The sequence below is a fragment of the Bacillus aerius genome, assembly GCF_029894105.1.
GTDB classification, from domain to species: domain Bacteria; phylum Bacillota; class Bacilli; order Bacillales; family Bacillaceae; genus Bacillus; species Bacillus altitudinis.
This window is the reverse complement of the sequence record NZ_JARYHO010000001.1, coordinates 476,675-497,413: the sequence shown is the minus strand read 5'-3', so window position 1 is coordinate 497,413 and position 20,739 is coordinate 476,675. Positions and strand designations below refer to the sequence as shown.

Annotated in this window: 17 protein-coding genes and 7 tRNA genes; 5 read left to right on the top strand and 19 right to left on the bottom strand. The window is 40.1% G+C overall.

Annotated features, from left to right (window positions below):
- Window positions 1–17 precede the first annotated feature (17 nt).
- Window positions 18–911: an alpha/beta fold hydrolase gene (locus tag M2353_RS02380; RefSeq protein ID WP_045035190.1), complete on the top strand. Its 894-nt coding sequence runs from the start codon at window positions 18–20 to the stop codon at window positions 909–911.
- 35 nt (window positions 912–946) lie between these two features.
- Here M2353_RS02380 and M2353_RS02375 read toward each other — a convergent pair whose 3' ends face one another.
- The 3 genes from M2353_RS02375 to M2353_RS02360 all read right to left on the bottom strand — a co-directional run bounded on the left by M2353_RS02375 (window position 947) and on the right by M2353_RS02360 (window position 4,062).
- The gene (locus tag M2353_RS02375; RefSeq protein ID WP_284724864.1) at window positions 947–2,095 is read right to left on the bottom strand and encodes a type II asparaginase; all 1,149 of its coding nucleotides are present in this window, start codon (window positions 2,093–2,095) and stop codon (window positions 947–949) included.
- Window positions 2,096–2,844: 749 nt separating this feature from the next.
- On the bottom strand, window positions 2,845–3,606 hold the full coding sequence (locus M2353_RS02365) for an SDR family NAD(P)-dependent oxidoreductase (protein WP_284724863.1): 762 nt from the start codon (window positions 3,604–3,606) through the stop codon (window positions 2,845–2,847).
- A gap of 111 nt (window positions 3,607–3,717) precedes the next feature.
- Entirely contained in the window at window positions 3,718–4,062 is a 345-nt protein-coding gene (locus tag M2353_RS02360; protein ID WP_425332882.1) for an MmcQ/YjbR family DNA-binding protein, read from the bottom strand.
- A 224-nt stretch (window positions 4,063–4,286) separates the two neighbouring features.
- On the opposite strand from M2353_RS02360, the gene M2353_RS02355 reads away from it, so the two are divergent.
- Window positions 4,287–5,642 carry an IS1182 family transposase gene (locus M2353_RS02355; RefSeq protein WP_268357090.1) on the top strand — a complete coding sequence of 452 codons (1,356 nt, stop codon included), beginning with the start codon at window positions 4,287–4,289 and terminating at the stop codon, window positions 5,640–5,642.
- 127 nt (window positions 5,643–5,769) lie between these two features.
- Here the strand turns inward: M2353_RS02355 and M2353_RS02350 are convergent, their stop codons facing one another.
- The 3 genes from M2353_RS02350 to M2353_RS02340 all read right to left on the bottom strand — a co-directional run bounded on the left by M2353_RS02350 (window position 5,770) and on the right by M2353_RS02340 (window position 8,944).
- Window positions 5,770–6,663: an alpha/beta hydrolase gene (locus tag M2353_RS02350; protein ID WP_216896061.1), complete on the bottom strand. Its 894-nt coding sequence runs from the start codon at window positions 6,661–6,663 to the stop codon at window positions 5,770–5,772.
- A gap of 190 nt (window positions 6,664–6,853) precedes the next feature.
- Window positions 6,854–8,293 carry a DHA2 family efflux MFS transporter permease subunit gene (locus M2353_RS02345; RefSeq protein WP_284724862.1) on the bottom strand — a complete coding sequence of 480 codons (1,440 nt, stop codon included), beginning with the start codon at window positions 8,291–8,293 and terminating at the stop codon, window positions 6,854–6,856.
- Window positions 8,294–8,365: 72 nt separating this feature from the next.
- On the bottom strand, window positions 8,366–8,944 hold the full coding sequence (locus tag M2353_RS02340) for a TetR/AcrR family transcriptional regulator (RefSeq protein WP_284724861.1): 579 nt from the start codon (window positions 8,942–8,944) through the stop codon (window positions 8,366–8,368).
- 266 nt (window positions 8,945–9,210) lie between these two features.
- On the opposite strand from M2353_RS02340, the gene bglS reads away from it, so the two are divergent.
- Window positions 9,211–9,942 carry a beta-glucanase gene (gene bglS / locus M2353_RS02335; RefSeq protein WP_024719190.1) on the top strand — a complete coding sequence of 244 codons (732 nt, stop codon included), beginning with the start codon at window positions 9,211–9,213 and terminating at the stop codon, window positions 9,940–9,942.
- Between the two features lie 42 nt (window positions 9,943–9,984).
- Here bglS and M2353_RS02330 read toward each other — a convergent pair whose 3' ends face one another.
- The gene (locus tag M2353_RS02330; protein WP_039169850.1) at window positions 9,985–10,386 is read right to left on the bottom strand and encodes a MerR family transcriptional regulator; all 402 of its coding nucleotides are present in this window, start codon (window positions 10,384–10,386) and stop codon (window positions 9,985–9,987) included.
- A gap of 223 nt (window positions 10,387–10,609) precedes the next feature.
- On the opposite strand from M2353_RS02330, the gene M2353_RS02325 reads away from it, so the two are divergent.
- A complete protein-coding gene (locus M2353_RS02325) occupies window positions 10,610–11,659 on the top strand; it encodes an NAD(P)-dependent alcohol dehydrogenase (RefSeq protein WP_050826995.1) in 1,050 nt (349 codons plus the stop codon).
- Between the two features lie 250 nt (window positions 11,660–11,909).
- Window positions 11,910–12,371: a CarD family transcriptional regulator gene (locus M2353_RS02320; RefSeq protein WP_041507135.1), complete on the top strand. Its 462-nt coding sequence runs from the start codon at window positions 11,910–11,912 to the stop codon at window positions 12,369–12,371.
- Window positions 12,372–12,649: 278 nt separating this feature from the next.
- Here M2353_RS02320 and M2353_RS02315 read toward each other — a convergent pair whose 3' ends face one another.
- From M2353_RS02315 to M2353_RS02260, 12 genes are all read right to left on the bottom strand, one after another.
- Window positions 12,650–12,853, bottom strand: coding sequence for a cold-shock protein (locus tag M2353_RS02315; RefSeq protein ID WP_003214229.1), 204 nt, complete (start codon window positions 12,851–12,853; stop codon window positions 12,650–12,652).
- 207 nt (window positions 12,854–13,060) lie between these two features.
- A complete protein-coding gene (locus M2353_RS02310) occupies window positions 13,061–15,139 on the bottom strand; it encodes a P-loop ATPase, Sll1717 family (protein ID WP_284724860.1) in 2,079 nt (692 codons plus the stop codon).
- Window positions 15,140–15,352: 213 nt separating this feature from the next.
- Window positions 15,353–15,436, bottom strand: a tRNA-Leu gene (locus M2353_RS02305).
- Window positions 15,437–15,484: 48 nt separating this feature from the next.
- Window positions 15,485–15,567: transfer RNA gene (locus M2353_RS02300), tRNA-Leu, on the bottom strand.
- 7 nt (window positions 15,568–15,574) lie between these two features.
- Window positions 15,575–15,650, bottom strand: a tRNA-Lys gene (locus tag M2353_RS02295).
- Between the two features lie 31 nt (window positions 15,651–15,681).
- A tRNA-Gln gene (locus tag M2353_RS02290) sits at window positions 15,682–15,756 on the bottom strand.
- A 24-nt stretch (window positions 15,757–15,780) separates the two neighbouring features.
- Window positions 15,781–15,852 (bottom strand) — tRNA-Glu (locus M2353_RS02285).
- A 9-nt stretch (window positions 15,853–15,861) separates the two neighbouring features.
- Window positions 15,862–15,952: transfer RNA gene (locus M2353_RS02280), tRNA-Ser, on the bottom strand.
- Between the two features lie 4 nt (window positions 15,953–15,956).
- A tRNA-Asn gene (locus tag M2353_RS02275) sits at window positions 15,957–16,031 on the bottom strand.
- A gap of 209 nt (window positions 16,032–16,240) precedes the next feature.
- Window positions 16,241–18,088 (bottom strand): sigma-54-dependent Fis family transcriptional regulator, encoded by a 1,848-nt coding sequence (locus tag M2353_RS02270; RefSeq protein ID WP_159159399.1) that lies wholly within the window; start codon window positions 18,086–18,088, stop codon window positions 16,241–16,243.
- Window positions 18,089–18,196: 108 nt separating this feature from the next.
- On the bottom strand, window positions 18,197–19,576 hold the full coding sequence (lpdA, locus tag M2353_RS02265; protein ID WP_284724859.1) for a dihydrolipoyl dehydrogenase: 1,380 nt from the start codon (window positions 19,574–19,576) through the stop codon (window positions 18,197–18,199).
- A gap of 18 nt (window positions 19,577–19,594) precedes the next feature.
- Window positions 19,595–20,725, bottom strand: coding sequence for a dihydrolipoamide acetyltransferase family protein (locus M2353_RS02260; RefSeq protein WP_284724858.1), 1,131 nt, complete (start codon window positions 20,723–20,725; stop codon window positions 19,595–19,597).
- Window positions 20,726–20,739 lie beyond the last annotated feature (14 nt).

The following is a 20,739-nucleotide window of genomic DNA, read 5'->3' as shown; positions in this document are numbered from 1 at the left end:
ATGAAGGGGATGATCATATGGACAGGATTCATTTGCAAGATGGACGTCATATTGGTTTGTCTCAATACGGTGATCTTGAAGGATTCCCAGTATTCTTTTTTCATGGGACACCTGGATCGAGAGTGATGTTTTTAGATGATGATCCAATCTCAAAAGAGCTTGGCATTCGTCTCATTTCTTTAGACAGACCTGGTTTTGGTTTATCTGATCCGCAACCGAACCGCACTATTTTAGACTGGGCAAAAGACGTACAGGAAGTGGCCGATCATCTTGACATCTCCCATTTTTCAGTGATTGGTGTCTCTGGAGGCGGGGCATTCGCTGCTGGTTGTGCCTATCAATTGCCAGACCGCATTCTTTCAGCTGCTCTCGTCTCAAGTACCACCCCATTTCAGGATGGTAAACCGCCTAAAAGTATGCTAAAGGAGAACAAGATTGCCTTTTTCCTCAGTAAAAGAATGCCTTGGCTCTTAAAGGCAAGTTATCGCGCTCAGAAAAAACTAATTGAAAAGAAACCAGAGAAATTCAAGAAACTAACGAAAAAAGGGAACAAACATTTACATCCATCGGATCGGCAATTTCTTCAAACCGATGAGCAACTGGAGCTGATGATGATGCATTTATACGAAGCTACTCGTCAATCGGTTGATGAATGTATTCATGAACCAGATTTACTCTCACGGTCATGGGCATTCGATATGAAAGATATACAAATCCCTGTGGATGTCTGGCATGGAAAAGAGGATCAGATGGCCCCTTTTGCAGAGATAGAAAGAATGGCTCCCAACATTCCAAACGCCAAAACGCACTATATCGAGCAAGCAGGACATTTTCTTACTGATATAGATGATGTTTGGAGAGACATTTTACTCTCTTTAAAAAAACGGGCTGAACATCAAGTACACATATAAAAAAAGACCCAATGATACGTCGGGTCTTTTTCTTTTTAATACTGCTCGTAATAGGATTGAATTTTATCTGGATCTTTTGTTTTCGTCAGAGCCAGCATGAGTAGAATGCGGGCTTTTTGTGGATTTAATGAATCCGATGAGACAAAATGATGTTCATCATCCATTTTTTCATGTGTGACAATGCCATTTCCTGCACGGCTTGACCTCACGATCACCACGTCTTTCTTCACTGCATCTGTTGCCCCATTGATCGCTTCTGTTGACATCGTTCCATTTCCTGCGGCGGCAACGACAATGCCTTTCGCTCCTGCTTTAACCGCAGCATCATACACATACTTTTGATCATTTTGATAGCCGTATAAGATATCCACTTGCGGCAGCTCTTTTAGCTTTGAAATATCGAATTCACTGTCAGCTGTATGTTTTCTTGTCGGTTCGTTATAAAAAGAGACAACTTCACCCGCCACTTCTCCAATGTACCCTTGCTCAAGAGACTTGAACGAATCGGTTGTGGTGGTATTTGTCTTCGTAATAAAACGAGCAGAGGCAATTCGGTCATTTAATGTCACCATTACACCTTTGCCTTTGGCTTCTTTTGTCGAAGCAATTTTCACTGCATGATATAGGTTAAGCGGGCCATCCGCACTAATGGCAGATGCTGGCCTCATGGAACCCACGACCACCACTGGCTTATCACTTTTTACAACCAAATGTAAAAAATAGGCCGTTTCTTCTAAAGTATCTGTACCATGTGTCACCACAATGCCATCCACTTGATCATCATTTAAAAGCTGATTGACTCGTTTCGCTAATTTTAAAAGAAGAGCGTTATCCACATTTTCACTGCCGACGTTCGCTACTTGCTCACCCGTGACATTTGCAATATCCTTCAGCTGTGGTACGGAAGCAATGACTTTATCGATTCCAAGTGCACCAGACTTATATCCAGTCGTATCTGTATTACTATCTGAACTACCGGCAATCGTTCCGCCTGTTGCCAGCACCTTAATATTGGATAAAGATTTGTTCCCTGTCTCAACAGTCGTGTTTTTTTCTTTTGTTTCACTGGTAGTGCTTTCTTGATTACTTTGATTATTCTCTTGAGTGCTATCGTTCGCACAAGCTGCGGTCACCAATAGTGAAACAGAAAGAAGGGCAGCACCAAACCATTTTGTTACGTTCATAAGATCATCTCTTTTCTTAAATGTGATGAATAATTATCTGTCTATAGGGTTTACTTTATACCATACCTTCATTCATCAGCATGAGGTGAAAGTCACAGAACCAAATAAAGGAAAAAAGGCACTATTATCAAAATTTATTTATACCATAATACCTAAATTGACTTCAGAAATTGTTCTCAACCCATTTATGATAAAATATAGGAAATCTTACAAAAAAGGAGTACATACAGTGCGTTCCGTTCAACCATTTTACAAAATCCTACTCACACTATTCTTCAGTTCCATTTTACTCAGCTTGTTCGTATGTTTATATCCACCGATTCAGGGCGAGCCTGCGTTTATGATGTTTTACACTCCCATCTTTTTTGTTTATTATTTCATCTTTGCGGTACCTTTACAGTTGTTGTTCTCTTTACAGCCCAAGGCTTTTCATCCTCTTTATTTAGCGGCTTACTTATTGATAGCAATGATTGTCATGCTTTTTGTTATGGATGGAATTGAGAGCTCCACATCCCTTCCGATCATGATTGTCAGCAATCTCATCTACTGGACCTGCGATTCTTTGATTTATCAAAAAATGCATAAAAAAACACCTAATGTGTAGGTGTTTTTATCTATTCTAGTATGTGTTGACAGTGCTCCACATTATCCAAGACATCTTTCGGCTCGGTGACCTACTGATGTGATCATGGGTTTTGAATGATGAATAAGAGCCACTAAGAGAATCTATCCTCAGTGATTGGAACTTTTTATTTCATGCTTGTGCCAGCGTGTGAAAAAATGGGGTCCTTCAATTCAAAATCAAATGTCTTCCCATCAACGATACCAACTGTTTTTGAACTGTCGTAAAGCTCAAGCAAGCACGCTGCCATTTCTTTTGATGTGTGATATTTCTTGATAGTGCCTTCATATTCGAATTGATCGACATCTAATGAACGCTTTGCAAATTCCGATTCTGTCGCAGCAGGCGCTAATACTTTTGCCTGTAATTTGGCTCCTTTTTCTTTCAATTCTAGGGCCAGCCCTTCTGTAAAGGCGCTCACATAAAATTTCGTGGCTGAATAAGTGACAGCATTGCCGACGACGGTATAACCCGCTCTTGAAGAGATATTGATTAGCTGCGTCCCCTCTTTTTGCTCATAATCACGGACAAACAGAGTGGATAAAATTGTTAACGCTTCAATATTGAGATGAAGCATGTCCTCAATTTTTTTCACATCCTGCTCTCCTATTGAACCGAAATGGCCAAACCCGGCATTATTAATGAACGTATCCAGCGCATCACCAGCTAATGACTCATAGAAAGAATACACTTGCTTTCTGTCTGTTAAATCAACAGACTGGACTTTCACTTGAATATCGGGATATGTTTCTAGAATCTTTTCTTTCAGTTCTTGGAGTTTATCAAGCCGGCGTGCAGCTAAGATCAAATTTTTTCCTCTTGCTGCAAAGGCCAAAGCCGTTTCATACCCAATACCTGAACTTGCCCCTGTAATGACTGTATAGCCCATTGTATATCCCCCTATTCGTATCTTCTAGCTGTTTAAAGTATAGCGAGAGCATGTGACTCTAGTCAATTTTGAAGAGATTCAAAGAGACATGAACAACTGAACGTTCAGCATTTAATCGGTTTCTTTTGAATCATGTTGGCGGATAGCCTGCTGAGCTTTTTTTGTTAATTTGTGAAACACCAGTTGATAGGAATGTTCAATTAGCTCTTCGACAAATGAAGATGGAATATCTGCATCGAGATAAATAGAATTCCAATGCGTCTTATTCATGTAATAGCCGGGAATAATTCCTTCATGCATTTCTCTTAATTCTTCAGCGCGTTGCGGATCACATTTTAAAGTGATGACTGGCTTGCGATCGACGTCTCCCCCCATCATGGCGAACATCTTTCCACCTATATGATAACGATCTGCCTGCCACTCAGGTTGATAGTCGTTGGTTGCTCCTTGTAAAATGCCTGTAGTGTCTCTTTTTTCATTCTATTAGCTCCTTTTTTAGTTGTCTTCTATCTTTCTATTATATCGACAGTTGTGATTGTTGTATCTACACTTCTTTTCAAGACGTCAGCAAGAACACAAAAAAAGCACAGACAAAAAGGTCTGTGCTTTCAGCTTGTAGACAAAGTCTACAAGCTTTTTTGTATAATAAGGGTAATAACACATTTCTGTGGGGGATGAACATGTTATCGAAACGTGAAGAAGAAAGAAGAAATCAATTAGAAGTAGTGGCCTTAGATGAATTAGTGCCTGAAGATCATCTTGTACGAAAAATTGATCAAGCGATCGATTTTGATTTCGTGTATGATCTTGTCAAAGATCATTATAGTTCTGATAACGGCAGACCAAGTGTGGATCCCGTTGTTCTTATTAAAATGGTTTTGATCCAATACCTATTTGGCATTCGCTCTATGCGTCAAACCATTAAAGAAATTGAAACTAATGTGGCTTATCGTTGGTTTATTGGATATGGATTTTCGGAGAAAATTCCGCACTTTTCTACCTTCGGTAAGAACTACGTGAGACGCTTTCATGATACAGATTTATTCGAACAAATTTTTTATCGAATCTTAAGAGAAGCGATGAAAAAAGGTCTAGTTGATCCATCTATCGCTTTCATTGATTCAACTCATGTAAAAGCAAACGCCAATAAGAAAAAACTTGAAAAGAAAATTGTTCGAGTAGAAACGAGAAGTTATCAAAATCAGCTTCATGAGGAGATCAATGTTGATCGTGAGGAACATGGAAAAAAGCCGTTACCCCTACAGAATAAGAAAGAGAAAAAAGAAATCAAGGTCAGTACAACTGACCCAGAGAGTGGCTACTATGTAAAGGATGAACGTGAAAAGTTATTTGCTTATTCATTTCATACGGCTTGTGATTCAAAAGGATTTATTTTAGGATCACTGGTCACTGGTGGAAATGTTCATGATAGTCGTATGTTAGATTCACTCGTATCAAAGGTGACAAAGAAAGTCGGAAAACCCAATGTAGTCGCAGTTGATGCTGGATATAAAACACCATATATCGCCAAGTTTTTAATGGATCAAGAGATAAGACCTGTCATGCCTTACACCCGCCCGAGAACAAAAGCTGGTTACTTGAAAAAGAATGAATACGTATATGACGCACATTTTGATTGTTACATTTGCCCAAACGGGCAAATTCTTTCTTATCGTACAACGACTAGAGAGGGATATAAGCAATATGCGTCCGATTCAGAGGTATGTAAATCCTGCTCGTTTCTAGATAACTGTACACAAAGTCAAAATCACACCAAACAGATTCACCGACATATTTGGCAGGACTACCTAGACGAAGCAGACCATCTGAGACTCACTGAAATGAATAAGAACATCTATGCAAAACGGAAAGAAACGATTGAACGCGTTTTTGCGGATGCAAAAGAAAAGCATGGAATGCGATGGACGAAACTTCGAGGATTGAAAAAAGTTTCGATGCAGGCGATGCTTACTTTTGCTGCCATGAATCTTAAGAAATTAGCAAACTGGACATGGAAAGGACCTAGTCCAACGTAAGGTAACTGATCAATTTTATTAAATTAAGTGAAAACCCCACCTTTACTTGAAGTAAAGGTGGGGTTTGTCTACGGTCTGAAAGCACAGACAAAAAGGTCTGTGCTTTTTACTTATATCCGAATATTTCTTATTCAAACGCCTTCTTAAGCTGATCGCTCATCAGATGCCAAGCCTCTTCAGCTATCTCTAAATCTCCGGCATGAGTGAACGCATGAGGGACTCCTTTAAATTGTTTGTATGTGACATCTACCCCTGCTTCTTTTAACTTGTCCGCATAATGCTCAGCTTCTTCAGCTAGTGAATCCTTCTCAGCTGTGATAACAAGAGCTGGGGGCATTTGTGCTAAGACTTCTCTCTCTGCAAAGACTGGAGAAACGAGCGGATTGTGCGGATCTTGACCTTGCAGGTAGAAGGCATTAAACAGTCTCGCCATTTCAACTGGAATTGCTTCTTCAAACGCTGGCTTTTGTGCTGGATCAGTAGCCAAATCAAGCGGTGGATAGTCAAGCACTTGATAGACAATCGGAAGTTTGTTCCCTTTTTGGATATCAAGCAAACAAACCGCTGTTGCCAAGTTCCCACCTGCACTATGACCGCCAATGGCTAATCGATTTGGGTCTATTTGTAGTTCATCAGGATGTTCATATAACCATTTCATCACATCGTAGCATTCATGAAGAGCGGCCGGAAAAGGGTGTTCCGGTGCCAGCTGATATTCCACATTGACGACGATACACTCCGCACGATCTGCTATGACCGGACACCAATGATTATCCATTTCAGCACTTCCAAGTATAAAACCGCCCCCATGCAAATTGACGAAAACAGGTAGGGGTTGTTTCAATGTTTTCACAGGTTTAAATACCCACACCTTTGTTTTACCAGCACCCGTTGGGATATCATATTCCATTTTGTTCACTTCAGGAGGGTGGACTGGCTTAAGTTCTGATTGACCAGCTAATGAATCTTCAGCTGGTTGACGCAATGACTCAGCCATTTTAATTTGTTCGTCTAAGTTCATGATCTCAGCTCCTATCTTATTCTTTTATCTCTATCCATTCGTTACGAATTTCGCCTTTTCCTTCAATGTCGTCAGAGAGTCGTTGCTTTTTATCTATCTCCCCATTTTCAGCTCCTTTGAAACAAACATTCACCCCTATGAGTAAATAAAAAAAGCACTGCGGCGCTAAGTCCTCAGTGCTTTTCATATATTATGATACTTGTTGTTCTACTTTCACTCGTTTAATAAAGAAAGCAATCACCAAGCCAATCACTGTCATAATGACAGCAAAGATAAAGGCATGCTGGACGCCATTTGTAAAGGCGAGCAGCTGATTGACTGGATTTGCGGGATCAGCCACATTTTCCATAAAGCTGCGCGCTCCTGATGAAAGGATCGAGATACCAACCGCAGTCCCAATCGCTCCTGACACCTGCTGCAATGTATTCATAATCGCTGTACCGTGCGGATATAGCTCTGGCGGCAGCTGATTTAATCCATTTGTTTGGGCAGGCATCATGATCATCGCAATTCCTATCATTAACGTAATATGAAGCGTCACGATATAACCGATGGACGTATTCACACTTAAGTTCGTGAAGCCAAACATGGTCGCTGCAACGATGACAAGGCCTGGGATGACAAGCCACTTCGGCCCAAATTTATCAAAAAGCCCACCCATGATTGGCGATAGCAGTCCATTGATAATTCCACCTGGTAATAGCATTAAACCTGCTGTAAATGTAGAAAGTGCCAAGGACGTTTGCAGATATAATGGCAAAATCATCATAGCAGACAGCATCACCATCATACACACTAAGATCAGAAGTAACCCGATCACAAACATTGGATATTTAAATGGGCTTAAATTCAACATCGGTTCTTTCATGTTTAACTGTCTTAGGGCGAACACAAGAATGCCAATGACACCTACAACAATCGCCACAATCACATGCATACTGCTCCAGCCACCGCCTTCACCGGCACTGCTAAAACCATACACAATTCCACCGAAACCGATGGTTGATAGCACAATCGATAAAATGTCGATTTTCGGTCTTGTGGGTTCCGTAATATTTTGCATAAAAATATACCCAAATACGAGTGCAGCAACTAATAACGGAAGCGAAATCCAAAAAATCCAATGCCATGTTAACGATTTAAGAATAAGACCAGAGACCGTTGGACCAACTGCTGGGGCAAACATAATGACAAGACCGATAATCCCCATTGATCTACCTCTTTTATGAGGCGGAATGATGACCAAAATCGTGTTAAACATCAATGGAAGGAGCAAGGCTGTTCCTACTGCCTGCACCACACGTGCCACCATTAAAATACTGAAGACTGGTGCAACGGCCGCAATAAATGTACCGATGATCGAAAAGACCAGTGATGTTATGAAAAGCTGTCTTGTTGTAAACCATTGAAGAATGAGGCCAGAAATTGGAACAAGAATCCCTAGTGTTAATAAATAGCCGGTTGTAAGCCACTGAGCAGTCGTTGCTTCAATACCAAAGTCTAATGTTAAACTTCTCAGCGCCATGTTGAGTGCCGTTTCACTAAACAGTCCAATAAATCCAGCTGTGATAAATGAAATAATAATGGGCAGCGTTCGAATGTCGAAAGCTGCTGTTTGCTGTTTGTTCATATTAAGTTGGCTCCTTTTCTTTTTCAATATTGAGCAATCTTAGGAAGTCAGGCTAGTCAGAAATGAGCCACTTCATTGTCGTTGAAAAACAGATAAAATTTGTTTTTCCGCAGCAAATTGTGCAATTTTTTCGATTGAGTAGCCGGATTCATGAATATAAAACATGAGTTCAGGCGTCATTGGAGAGGAGATACATAATGTCGTCAACTCAATGTCTTGTATGTTCGCTTCTCCCTTTACTTTCGCTTCCTCGAGCAAATCACGAATGATTTGTTTGAGTGATTGACTGTAATGACAATCATATACTTTACTTGTCTGCTCTAAGTTCCCAGAGATTGTGAGCATGCGAATCCAATCTAAATGATGACCGACGATGAGATGAATTTCTTCAAGAACATATCGTAAACGCTCACGAACCGGCTGATCACTGATTTTACTTAAGTAAAGATGCAACGCAGGGATCAGTTGTTCAAATTTTTCTCCAAGGATCGAAAGGCATAAATCACTTTTATTGGCATATCGGCGGTAAAGAGTACCCTGTCCAACACCAGCTGTTTTAGCAATTTTATGCATACTGACATTCTCTACACCAAACTCTTGAAACAAAGAAAAAGCGACCTCTTCAATTTCCTTTCCAATATCCTTTTCCATAATGCTTCACCTTCTTTACCTTCATCCACCTTGCATATATCTCTATGTGTAAATCAAATTTCTTTCATTTTCATTAGGACAATTGTACCGGTATTATCTTACGGACAACTGTCCGCTTTGTCAATCATTATTTTTTACCTAACAATTTTCTTTTCATTCTATTAAAAAAACAAACTGTTTATCATTATTTAGACCGATTTTCCATTTTGAGAGAATCATGTATGACCAAAAAGAAAACGCTTTCAAAAAGAGAGGGGAATGCCTTCATGTCTTACCGTGTAAAACGAATGTTGATGCTGCTTGTCACTGGATTATTCTTAAGTTTGTCCACATTTGCTGCAAGTGCCTCGGCACAAACGGGCGGGTCGTTTTATGAACCGTTCAACAACTATAATACCGGGTTATGGCAAAAAGCCGATGGGTACTCGAACGGAAATATGTTTAACTGTACGTGGCGCGCAAACAATGTCTCCATGACGTCGTTAGGGGAAATGCGATTATCGCTCACAAGTCCCTCCTATAATAAGTTTGACTGCGGAGAAAACCGTTCTACTCAAACATATGGCTATGGGCTTTATGAAGTCAGCATGAAACCAGCCAAAAATGTTGGGATCGTGTCTTCGTTCTTTACTTATACGGGACCGACTGATGGTACGCCTTGGGATGAAATCGACATCGAATTTCTAGGAAAAGATACGACAAAGGTTCAGTTTAACTATTATACCAATGGTGTCGGAAATCATGAAAAAATCGTCAACCTTGGTTTTGATGCAGCAAACTCTTATCACACATATGCGTTCGACTGGCAGCCTAACTCGATTAAATGGTATGTGGACGGTCAATTAAAACATACGGCTACTACTCAAATCCCTCAAACACCGGGAAAGATTATGATGAACTTATGGAATGGTGCAGGTGTCGATGAATGGCTCGGCTCCTACAACGGTGTTACTCCACTTTACGCTCATTACAATTGGGTGCGTTACACAAAAAGATAACCAAACCACAAAACCTGTGACAAGTCACAGGTTTTTCTTCATTTAAATAGAGCTCGTTTTTAATTGATGAACTAGTTTTTGTTCATAACTGTGGATAATATCTTCATAACTTTCGATCTTGTAATCTAACCGTTTAATCGTTTCTTCGATTTCCTTTTGTTTGTCTACGAGCCTTTCTCTCTCATTGACCAAAATACTCTTTCTTGAGGACAATGTACGATCCTCTCCCTCGATAAATAAAGCCGTATATTCTCTAAGAGCATCAATTGACAGACCCGCATTTCTCATACATTTAATAAATTCTATCCACTGAATATCTTCTTCTGTATAATCACGAACACCATTTTCATCACGCCTGATCGGTCTAATTAAACCTATATTCTCATAATACCTGAGCGTAGCAGTAGATAAATCGAGCTGCTTGGCGGCTTGTGCTATTTTCATTGTTTTCACCCTTCTCTTCTTTCTCTTACTTGACGATCTCCCTTTTCCCATCATCTCCATTTTTATCGAGAAGACAAGATACTTTTGGCTCAAATCTTGATTCAAGGCTAATGCTAAAGCCTGAATTGAGGCGATCAGAGGGTTCTATGTTGACTTAAAGTTCACTTTAAGACGTACAGTATAGAGGAAGGACCGAATCTTACTTTTGAAAGGATGATCAAGAATGTGTCAGACGCACCAATCAAACGTTTTAAGTGTTTCCCATGCAAAAGCAAACTTTGAACGGACAACCATTGAACGAAGAGCACTTCGTCCACATGATATTTTAATTGATATTCAGTTTAGCGGGATCTGTCATTCAGATATCCACAGTGCCTTTGATGAATGGGGCGGCGGTATTTTCCCAATGGTTCCGGGTCATGAGATTACTGGAGTTGTTTCAGCTGTTGGGGATGCTGTCACGAAATTCAACATTGGTGATCGTGTAGGCGTCGGTTGTTTTGTCGATTCTTGCGGTACATGTGAATATTGCCAAAATGGAGATGAACAATATTGCAAGAAAGGAGTCGTTCAAACTTATAATAACCTGGATTATGATGGAGAACCAACTTACGGCGGCTACAGTCAGAAAATTGTTGTGACAGAACGATTTGTTGTCAATATTCCTGACCAGCTTTCCCTCGATGTCGCCAGCCCCCTTCTTTGTGCCGGCATCACAACGTATTCTCCGTTAAAACACTGGAAGGCTGGGCCTGGCAAAAAAGTGGCGATTGTCGGAATGGGCGGTCTAGGTCATGTCGCCATTCAATTTGCACGCGCACTTGGCGCTGAAGTGACTGTATTAAGCCGCTCTTTGAATAAAAAAGAAGAGGCCCTGTCATTTGGTGCAAAAGACTATTTTGCTACAAGTGACCCTGATACGTTTAAGACACTAGCCGGTCAATACGACCTCATTCTCAATACCGTCTCTGCCAATATCAACGTGGATGCCTATTTGTCCTTACTTCGTGTTGACGGAACATTAGTGAACGTCGGTGCACCACCAAAGCCAGACAACTTCCATGTGTTTTCATTAATTACGGGGCGTCGCAGCATCGCCGGCTCACTCGTTGGCGGCATCCAAGAAACACAAGAAATGCTCGATTTCGCAGCTGCTCACAATATCGCACCACAAATTGAAGTGATCAACGCAAACCAAGTCGATGAAGCATATGAACGTGTGCTCAATAGTGATGTGCGTTATCGGTTTGTGATTGATATTTCGACATTATGATCGGATTCTATTTGGAAAGACCAGCTCAATGGCTGGTCTTTTTTTAATGGTGGATATTCTGTTTTTCTTGTAGCAAGGATTCTTGAGGATATGATCAAAAACCATCCGAAATTCACATGAAAAAATCTCTCTTTTTCAGAACTAAATTTATTGACAGAAAATAAATAAACATGTTATTATTAAAAATTTGATTATTTTACCTATAAGTGTGGTACCCTTAAAGTAGATACATGATATGGAGGCGGATGATATGTTTCAAATTGGTGATAACATTGTTTATCCAATGCACGGAGCAGGTATAATTGAAGCCATAGAAGAAAAAGAATTCTCTGATGAAAAACAACAGTATTATGTCATTAAGATGGCCGTTAGCCATATGAAAGTGATGATTCCTACAAGGAAGATGTCAAGGTCAAAGATAAGACCTGTTACAGATATACTTGCCTTAAAGAACATTATGCACACTTTTCAAAATGGAACATCAGATAAGTTATTGCCATGGAAAGAGAGATATAAAATCAACACCGACAAAATCAAAACGGGCGACATACTAGAAGGCGCTGAAGTGGTACGTGATCTCATGCGAATGAAGAAAGAAAAAAAACTGAATGCAAGCGAAAAGAAAATGCTCGACGATGCTTATGGTTATTTGATTAGTGAGCTAGAAGTCATCAAAGGAATCACTGAAAAACAAATCAAGAGTTTCTGCTAATATTGTCTACCTGCTTCCCCATTTTTTGAATACATTTTCTCTACGAACAAATCCCTCTATCTTCGACCAGTAAAGAAAAAAGAATTTATTTAGGCAAATTCCGCATATTGTAAATCCAATATGCTATACTGTTGATAAACCTTTGAAGCATGAATTTTTTTACGATTACCTTGTAACATCTCCCTACTTGTACGTTGAGTAGGGTTTTTTATTGCAGAAATAAATGAAAACACAAAAAAACAGGCTCTCTACAGAGAACCTGTTTTAAAAAATGAAGATTAAGCAGTTTTTTGAACGTTAGCAGCTTGAGCTCCACGAGAACCTTGCTCTACGTCAAAAGTTACTTTTTGACCTTCGTCTAAAGATTTGAATCCGTCACCTTGGATAGCTGAGAAATGTACGAATACATCGTCTCCTTCTTCACGTTCGATAAATCCAAAACCTTTTTCTGCGTTAAACCATTTTACTGTACCTTGTTCCATGTTTGTTGCCTCCTAGTGCGTTACCACACAATGTATTATACTATCCTTGCCCAAAGTATCCTCAAGACGAAAAGTCTTTCTTCATGCTATCCTTTACGCCGAACAAAAATAATTATTCTTATTGTAACATGAATCGGAAATTATTGCAATTTATCATTTTATGTCAAAATTAAAACAAACTGTGTTCAGAATTACTATTTTATTTAATTAAGTTAATTGATCAATCATTTCAACAGATTCTATACCCAGATAAGCATAAAATGCTGGATTTATACAATACCTTTTAGACTTTTTATTTCTTTGAGCAAGTTTGTCAGATAGTTTATCAATTATTTTAGCCGGCCTTTTCCCAGCATGCAAAGCTGATTTAAAGAAGAAGATTATATCTCTTGGACGAGGAATTATTAAATTTGACACAAATTCCTTCAGTGGTATACCATTTATATTTTCACAAAAATACTCTTTCCAAAGCGCTTCAGGGCTGGTAACACCATTGCTGCTATAGTCCACTCTATTCTCAATAATCCTAAATAGCATTAAAGGATCATTCCATGACAGATTTTTATAAGGTACCTTATCTCTTTCATCTACAAAACTCATGAGTCTAGAAAAAATATCACTCCTCAAGAAAACAATTAAAGACAAATTAACCTTTAAATGTTTATATGAGTTTTTATGAAACTCATCTGTAATTTTATGAACAACATTTAATAAACCTGATAATAGTTGACTCATATTTTCCAACTCAGTACTATCGTTCCAACCTTTATCTAGATTATCTATTAATAAGGTTACTTTCTCTTTGCCTTCCAAAACTAATCCCAGATAATTTCTTAACTCTTTGATCATGGTTTCATGTAAATACTCACTAACCCTTAATCTACTTTCTTCCATGCTTTCTTCAGATGATAGAGAGTTTAAATTATTTACTATATTTTCCAATCTTAAAGTGAAATCAGCATTAATAACTCTCTCATTTATTTTAACAAAGTCTATAAAATTATCTTCTGCCTCCGTTTTTTGATAATGCAGAGGTAAATTATCTAAATAATCAAACAGTTGCCTCCCTATTTCTGTATATATCAAAAATTTCCAAACACTTTCAATTAAATGGCCCTGTTCTGACCCTTTTTTTAAGTTGTTAATTATTTTTAATACCCCTTCAAATTCATGACCCTGGGGCTGAATTGAAACCACAAAATTCCTCTTATCTTCTATCATCGTATTTCGAATCTTAATTAAATTAGCAGTTTTCCCTGTGCCTTTACGTCCAACAAATAATACCTGTTGTGCATTTAAAGCCTCTTTGTACTCTGCAGTTTCCAGAAAATATTCAACTAAGTCATGATTCTCATTTTCAGCAACATGATCACCTAATAATAGACTAGATAATTTACCTAAAGCCTTTCTATCCTGTTTGAATTCACTGAATTTTGAGTTTTTTTCGTTAAACTCATTAGCAATTGGTTCAAACCAATCATTAAAAAGTGATTCGCACTCTTCTGTATTTCTATGAATCTGTAAAATGTCTTCATAATCTAAAGGGGACTTAAATGGATCATGAGCTAACAATAAGGTTTTTTTTCCTAATCCAATAGATAAACCTGCTATTAGAGATTTTCTTGCGGTAATTAAGGGTTTATCTTCTTCGGTATCTTTATTATAAAAATGTATGATAGTTCCCAATGAATTCGGTAATAAATTTAAATACCAGCTTAATGGTTCTCTTCCTTCATATGGATCATCCATTTTTTTAGGTAATCTTGACTTGTTTATTAAAGCATCTATTCTACTCGATTCATTTGTATTAACTTCACATTTCATGTAAATTAAATTGCTTTCAATTTCCGCCTGCTCTATTCTAAGATTAATTTTAGTAGGTGTTTGATTTGTATTATCATTATAAAAATTATTAACAAGCTCTTCAGAATTCTGATAGCCACTAAAACCAATAGTAGTGATCGCTCTTAACATTTTATAATTTTTAACAGAGTTCCCATGAGAAGTATTGAGAGATATCCATATTTTCTTTTCTTTCGCAATAGCATAACCTAATTCATATAATACATTAGAATTTAAGTATGTAAGATCACACATAAATATGTCACATTGCTCAATTGCTTTTAATATATTCTGTATTATAGGCTTACCAGATATACCAAAATCCTCCCAAGACGTAATTCTTATAGATCCAGCTTTATTGATATCCTTAATTGCTTCGCGAATATTTTGTAACAAATCAGCCCTGTGCGAGGGATAAGCATAAAAGGCCTTTGGAATTGACATATCAAACACCCTCTCCTTTATGCTAATTATACCATCTCATCATTAGCAAAAAAAAGAATTAATTGAAATATAAGTAAATTAATTCTTTTTTAGATCATTAACCAATTCTCTCAAAATAGATGTCTATTGCTAATAAATTATAATTGAATAGACAGTAACTTATATTATCAGAAAACAAAGAAACCAAAGGTCTACAACCTTTGGTTTCTTAGATGCGGCCGAGAGGACTTGAACCTCCACGGGTTATTCACCCACTAGGCCCTCAACCTAGCGCGTCTGCCATTCCGCCACGACCGCGTGTATGATGTGCTCATATATTCATAAGTGCACTTTTTGAAAAAACAATGCGGGTGAAGGGACTTGAACCCCCACGTCATAAAGACACTAGATCCTAAGTCTAGCGCGTCTGCCAATTCCGCCACACCCGCGTGACAATGGTGAGCCATGAAGGACTCGAACCTTCGACCCTCTGATTAAAAGTCAGATGCTCTACCAACTGAGCTAATGGCTCATCTGCTATGCAGAAAAACATATATAAAAAATGGCTGGGCTAGCTGGATTCGAACCAACGCATGACGGAGTCAAAGTCCGTTGCCTTACCGCTTGGCTATAGCCCAACGAATCAACATAAAAAGAAAACATGACCCGTACGGGATTCGAACCCGTGTTACCGCCGTGAAAGGGCGGTGTCTTAACCGCTTGACCAACGGGCCATATGATAATGGCGGAGAAGGAGGGATTTGAACCCTCGCGCCGCTTGCGCGACCTACACCCTTAGCAGGGGCGCCTCTTCAGCCACTTGAGTACTTCTCCATTATGGCTCCGCAGGTAGGACTCGAACCTACGACCGATCGGTTAACAGCCGATAGCTCTACCACTGAGCTACTGCGGAATAATGAGACATGTTTCATTATATCTATGCCAGAAAAATGTGTCAAGAATTTTTAAACGTTTCATTCCTGCTTCATTTGCGACGGCTTTTATAATTTAACATATACTAATATAACAGTCAAGCCTTTTTCCATGCCATTTGTTTAACTTGACAGAAAGCCCCCGACCTCCACGTAGACCAAGGGCCTTGATGCAGCCTTCCTCATAAGATTAAGACAGATGAAACTTTCGCATCCACTTATAAAAAGTACTTCTTGGCACTCCTGCTAACCTCGCTGCTTCTGACACATGACCTTTTGTTTTATGCAGTGCGTCTATCACTGTTTGCTTTTGAATGCGTTCCCTGAATGTGAGTTCTTTTGAAGTCTCGGGTTGCTCCGCTGGATGCAGCTTCTGTTTTTTCTGATCAATCGTCTCTAATACTGAAGCATATTGCGATTCACCAATCCATCCACCTTTCGGAAAGAGGACCCTTAGATGTTCAAACAGGTTAAAAAGCTCTCGTATATTCCCTGGCCAATGATACGCCTGTAATTTCTGAAAAAATGATTCAGGAAACGCTGCATTCCAGTGATGCTTCTTTTGGTAATAACGATACAAATCATGAATGTCTTCTTTTCTTTCTCTAAGCGGCGGGATATTGATCGGATAGACATGAAGACGGTAATACAAGTCTTCTCGTATTTTTCCTTCTTTCAGCAGTTCGTTCATATTACGGTGAGTCGCTGTAATGATTCGAATATCCAAAGGGATTTCGTGTGTCCCGCCGAGCGGTACGACTGCCCTTTCTTCTATCACCCTAAGAAGCGCTACTTGCATCGCATATGGGATTTCGCCTATTTCATCTAGAAAGAGTGTTCCTTTATGGGCTTGTTCAAATTTCCCTTTAGCTCCGTGACGTTTTGCTCCTGTAAAAGCACCTTCAGCATAGCCAAACAGCTCACTTTCTAACAGGCTTTCAGGAATGGCTCCGCAATTAACAGCAATGAACGACCCTTTATGCCTTTCACTGGCGGAGTGAATGGCTCTAGCGGCGAGTTCCTTCCCTGTCCCTGTTTCTCCCCAAATATACACATGAGCATCTGTTTGTGCCGCTCTCTTCATCTCACTAAGCGTCTGTTGAAATACCTTACTTGTTCCTGATTCCCCGGGAAATTGAGCAAAAGAAACGGTCATGCTGCTTTTCGCTGCTTCTTCAAGAGAAAGGGATATGCCTAGCACCTTCCCATCTTGCTCTGATTGAATGATCTGCTTTCCCCGGATAACAAATGAATGATCCTTAAGCCGATCAACATCCATTCCATGCCAGTCTGAAAATCGATCTCTAATCGACCTGCTGGCAGACACAATTTGCTTTTTTTCATTACAGACCACATACGGTTCATCTGCTTCCACCTGCTGGAGACAATGAGTGATCAGTTCCATCTCTCTCCTTTTTTGCTCGACTTGAATTTCTCTCTCTATGGCATAAGCAACCGTTGAAGCCATTCCAAGCATAAAAGGGTGCTTGTTATCCGTCATACAGGAGATATCAATCACCCCTATGATCGTACCGTCCGCATCGCGAATTGGAGCAGCTGAACAACTCCAATGATGAGAGGCGATAGAAAAATGCTCCGTTCCGTTGATCGTCACCGCTTCTCCGATGACGAGTGCCGTTCCGATCGCATTTGTCCCTACATCTGTTTCAGTCCAGCGTGAACCCTCCATAAAATTAATTCTTCTGGCTTCCACCATCGTTCTTTCGCTTCCTGTCAGACTTAGCACATAACCATCTGCATCGATGAGTAAGGCCAGCATATCAGAATCTTTTAATTGCTGATTGATTTTATTTAAGTAAGGAAGAGCCGCATTTAGGAATAATGAATATTTCTTTTTTTGGGCACTGAATCGTTCCTTTTCTAACAACGACTGTCCTTTATCTAAATACGGATTCACATTTGCCTGTTTACACCTGTGCCATGATTCTGCCACTCTCTTATTCAGACGAGACTGATCAAGCAAACCTTCACGAACAAAACGTTTCCACGTATTTAAATAACAAGGCGTCGGATTCATTCCATCCTCTCCTCTGGGGGCTTTTTATTCATTATAGATAAACATAAAAGCGCTTTCAATCATCATTGGCTAACCCAAGAAGTCAATTGGATAGAAAAGGAGTCTCTTTCAGCAGTGCACCGCTCTTCCAATGATTTGCAGAACGGCTTCGTGTATTGCCTCTGAAAGTGTCGGATGTGCCGCAATAAACTGCTCTAATGTATCAGCGGTCAACTCTGCATGCATCATCACCGCCGCTTGTCCAATCAGTTCTGTTGCATTCGGTCCAATGATTGAAACGCCTAATATTTCTTGATATTGCGGTTCTACAATGACCTTTACGTGACCGGCTGGTTGATTTAAGATTAATGCTTTCCCATTTGCAGAAAATGCACATGTCCCGATCCGAATCTCCTCATATTGTTTTCTAGCACGCTCTTCATTTAAACCAACACGCGCGATTTCTGGAGAGGTGTAGATGCACCTCGGAATCACTTGTTCATTGACCTTTAGATGTTCACCTGATGCATGGGATGCCGCAACCGTTCCTTCATGAAAGGCAGTATGAGCAAGCTGAACCCCACCTGTCACATCACCGCACGCATAGATATGCGGGAGATTGGTTTGCATATGTTCATTGACATAGATTCCGTTTCTATCAAATTCAATTCCAATCTGATCAAGATTCAACTCTCCAAGTTGCGGAGTTCTGCCAATCGCCACTAAGCAAAGATCCGACTGGATGTCACACCGCTCTCCTTGATTATTCTCCACCACTATTTTTCTTGAAGAGGAATCAAGCTGTTTGACTGTGGCGGACGTCAAAATGTTTACACCCGTTTCTTCGAGCTGCTCGTGAAGACATTGTGCTGTATCACGATCTTCTTCTGGTAAAATGTGCACTGCCCGTTCAACCATAACAACCTTTGATCCCATTCTGCTAAAGATGCTCGCAAACTCACAGCCAATCACCCCGCCCCCAATGATACAAAGTGAATCTGGGATCGAAGAAAGTGACATGGCGTCCTTGCTGTGAATGATCCATTCGCCATCAAAAGGTGCAAACGGTAAAGCCGCAGGCACAGCCCCTGTTGCAATAATGATTTGTTTTGCTTGAATGATTTCAGACTTCCCTTCACTTTCTATGAATAGCTCATGTGCTGATAGAAATGAAGCCTTCCCATTTACCACGGTAATTTTGTTTTTATTCATCAAGTAACGAACACCATCAGTGAGCTGCTTGACGACAGACTGTTTCCGCTTTTGGACAGCATTCCATTGAATGATAGGCTCATGTTCTGGAAGCTCAATTCCAAAATGTCCAGCCGATTTCACATGCTCATACATATCGGCGCTTTGCAAAAGTGCTTTGGTCGGGATACAGCCGTCATTGAGGCAGGTACCTCCCAGCTGACCTTGATCAATTAACACAACCTCTCTGCCAAAACGGGCGGCTGTTATGGCCGCCACATAACCTGCTGGTCCGCCTCCTATAATGACCAGTGTCATGGTACATTCACCTTCTTCCTATAAAAGAATGGATATTGGTTCTTCTAAGTGTGCTTTGACCGTTGATAAAAATGCAGAGGCAGGCGCCCCGTCCAGCACGCGGTGATCAAACGTAAGACTGAGTGGTAGGATGGTCCCTTTGCACAATTCATCCTCTCGATAAACAGGGGTGTCATACATTGTTCCGACACCAAGGATCCCCGCTTCCGGCGGATTCAAAATTGGTGTGAAATGCTCTACACCATACGCTCCAAGATTGGTGATGGTAAAGGTAGAACCTTTGATTTCGTCATGTAGAAGCTTTCCTTCACGTGCTTTTTTACCATACAATTTAATGCCCTTCGCCAGCTCTATCAGCGTTAACCGCTCCGCATGCTGAATGACCGGTACAGCCAATCCGTTATCTAACGCAGCAGCAATCCCAAGATGAACATTCTCAAAGGTTTCGACAACTCCGTTATGATATTGACTGTTCATCGCAGGATGTTCTAACAACGATAGGATCGCTGCTTTGGCTACAAAATCGGTGATGGTTAACTTTGTCTCGTAACGTGCTATGGCTGTTTCATTCAGCTGTTGTTGTAGGTTTTTCAGTTTTGTCACGTCCGCTTTCAGCGTAATGGTTAATTGTGCACTTGTTTGCAGGCTTTCCATCATTCTTGAGGCAATTGTTTTCCGCATCATGTTAATAGGCTGTTGCACTGTCTCGTATTGTTTCTTCTCTTTTCGTTCAGGAAGTGCACGAAGCACATCCTCTTTCGTAATTCTTCCACCTGGTCCTGTCCCCACCAGCGTATCAATGTTTAGGTTTGCGCTATTCGCCATTTTACGGGCAACAGGGGAGATTTTCTTTCTCTCTTTCTTTGGTTTTGACTGGATGTCTCTATCTTTCTTTTCCTCCACTTGTTCATTTCCTTCACCGATATAGCAGATGACCGTGCCAGGTGGTACACCTTCTCCCTCAGGTACTTTTATATCCAATATGGTTCCTTCAGCAGGTGATTCAATCTCCATTTCAATTTTTTCGGAGTTGATGCTTGCAATGCTTTCTCCTTTATTTACGGTCTCACCGACCTCTTTATTCCAGACAGATACCGTTCCTTCTTTCATCGACATGCCCAATTTAGGCATCACAACTTCGACAGCCATCTCCCTCTCTCCTT

What these genes read in the sequence shown, in the direction of transcription:
- M2353_RS02380 (WP_045035190.1), top strand. Translation starts at nt 18, where the DNA reads ATGGACAGGATTCATTTGCAAGATGGACGTCATATTGGTTTGTCTCAA.
- M2353_RS02375 (WP_284724864.1), bottom strand. Translation starts at nt 2,095, where the DNA reads ATGAACGTAACAAAATGGTTTGGTGCTGCCCTTCTTTCTGTTTCACTA.
- M2353_RS02365 (WP_284724863.1), bottom strand. Translation starts at nt 3,606, where the DNA reads ATGGGCTATACAGTCATTACAGGGGCAAGTTCAGGTATTGGGTATGAA.
- M2353_RS02355 (WP_268357090.1), top strand. Translation starts at nt 4,287, where the DNA reads ATGTTATCGAAACGTGAAGAAGAAAGAAGAAATCAATTAGAAGTAGTG.
- M2353_RS02350 (WP_216896061.1), bottom strand. Translation starts at nt 6,663, where the DNA reads ATGAACTTAGACGAACAAATTAAAATGGCTGAGTCATTGCGTCAACCA.
- M2353_RS02345 (WP_284724862.1), bottom strand. Translation starts at nt 8,293, where the DNA reads ATGAACAAACAGCAAACAGCAGCTTTCGACATTCGAACGCTGCCCATT.
- M2353_RS02340 (WP_284724861.1), bottom strand. Translation starts at nt 8,944, where the DNA reads ATGGAAAAGGATATTGGAAAGGAAATTGAAGAGGTCGCTTTTTCTTTG.
- bglS (WP_024719190.1), top strand. Translation starts at nt 9,211, where the DNA reads ATGTCTTACCGTGTAAAACGAATGTTGATGCTGCTTGTCACTGGATTA.
- M2353_RS02330 (WP_039169850.1), bottom strand. Translation starts at nt 10,386, where the DNA reads ATGAAAATAGCACAAGCCGCCAAGCAGCTCGATTTATCTACTGCTACG.
- M2353_RS02325 (WP_050826995.1), top strand. Translation starts at nt 10,610, where the DNA reads ATGTGTCAGACGCACCAATCAAACGTTTTAAGTGTTTCCCATGCAAAA.
- M2353_RS02320 (WP_041507135.1), top strand. Translation starts at nt 11,910, where the DNA reads ATGTTTCAAATTGGTGATAACATTGTTTATCCAATGCACGGAGCAGGT.
- M2353_RS02315 (WP_003214229.1), bottom strand. Translation starts at nt 12,853, where the DNA reads ATGGAACAAGGTACAGTAAAATGGTTTAACGCAGAAAAAGGTTTTGGA.
- M2353_RS02310 (WP_284724860.1), bottom strand. Translation starts at nt 15,139, where the DNA reads ATGTCAATTCCAAAGGCCTTTTATGCTTATCCCTCGCACAGGGCTGAT.
- M2353_RS02270 (WP_159159399.1), bottom strand. Translation starts at nt 18,088, where the DNA reads ATGAATCCGACGCCTTGTTATTTAAATACGTGGAAACGTTTTGTTCGT.
- lpdA (WP_284724859.1), bottom strand. Translation starts at nt 19,576, where the DNA reads ATGACACTGGTCATTATAGGAGGCGGACCAGCAGGTTATGTGGCGGCC.
- M2353_RS02260 (WP_284724858.1), bottom strand. Translation starts at nt 20,725, where the DNA reads ATGGCTGTCGAAGTTGTGATGCCTAAATTGGGCATGTCGATGAAAGAA.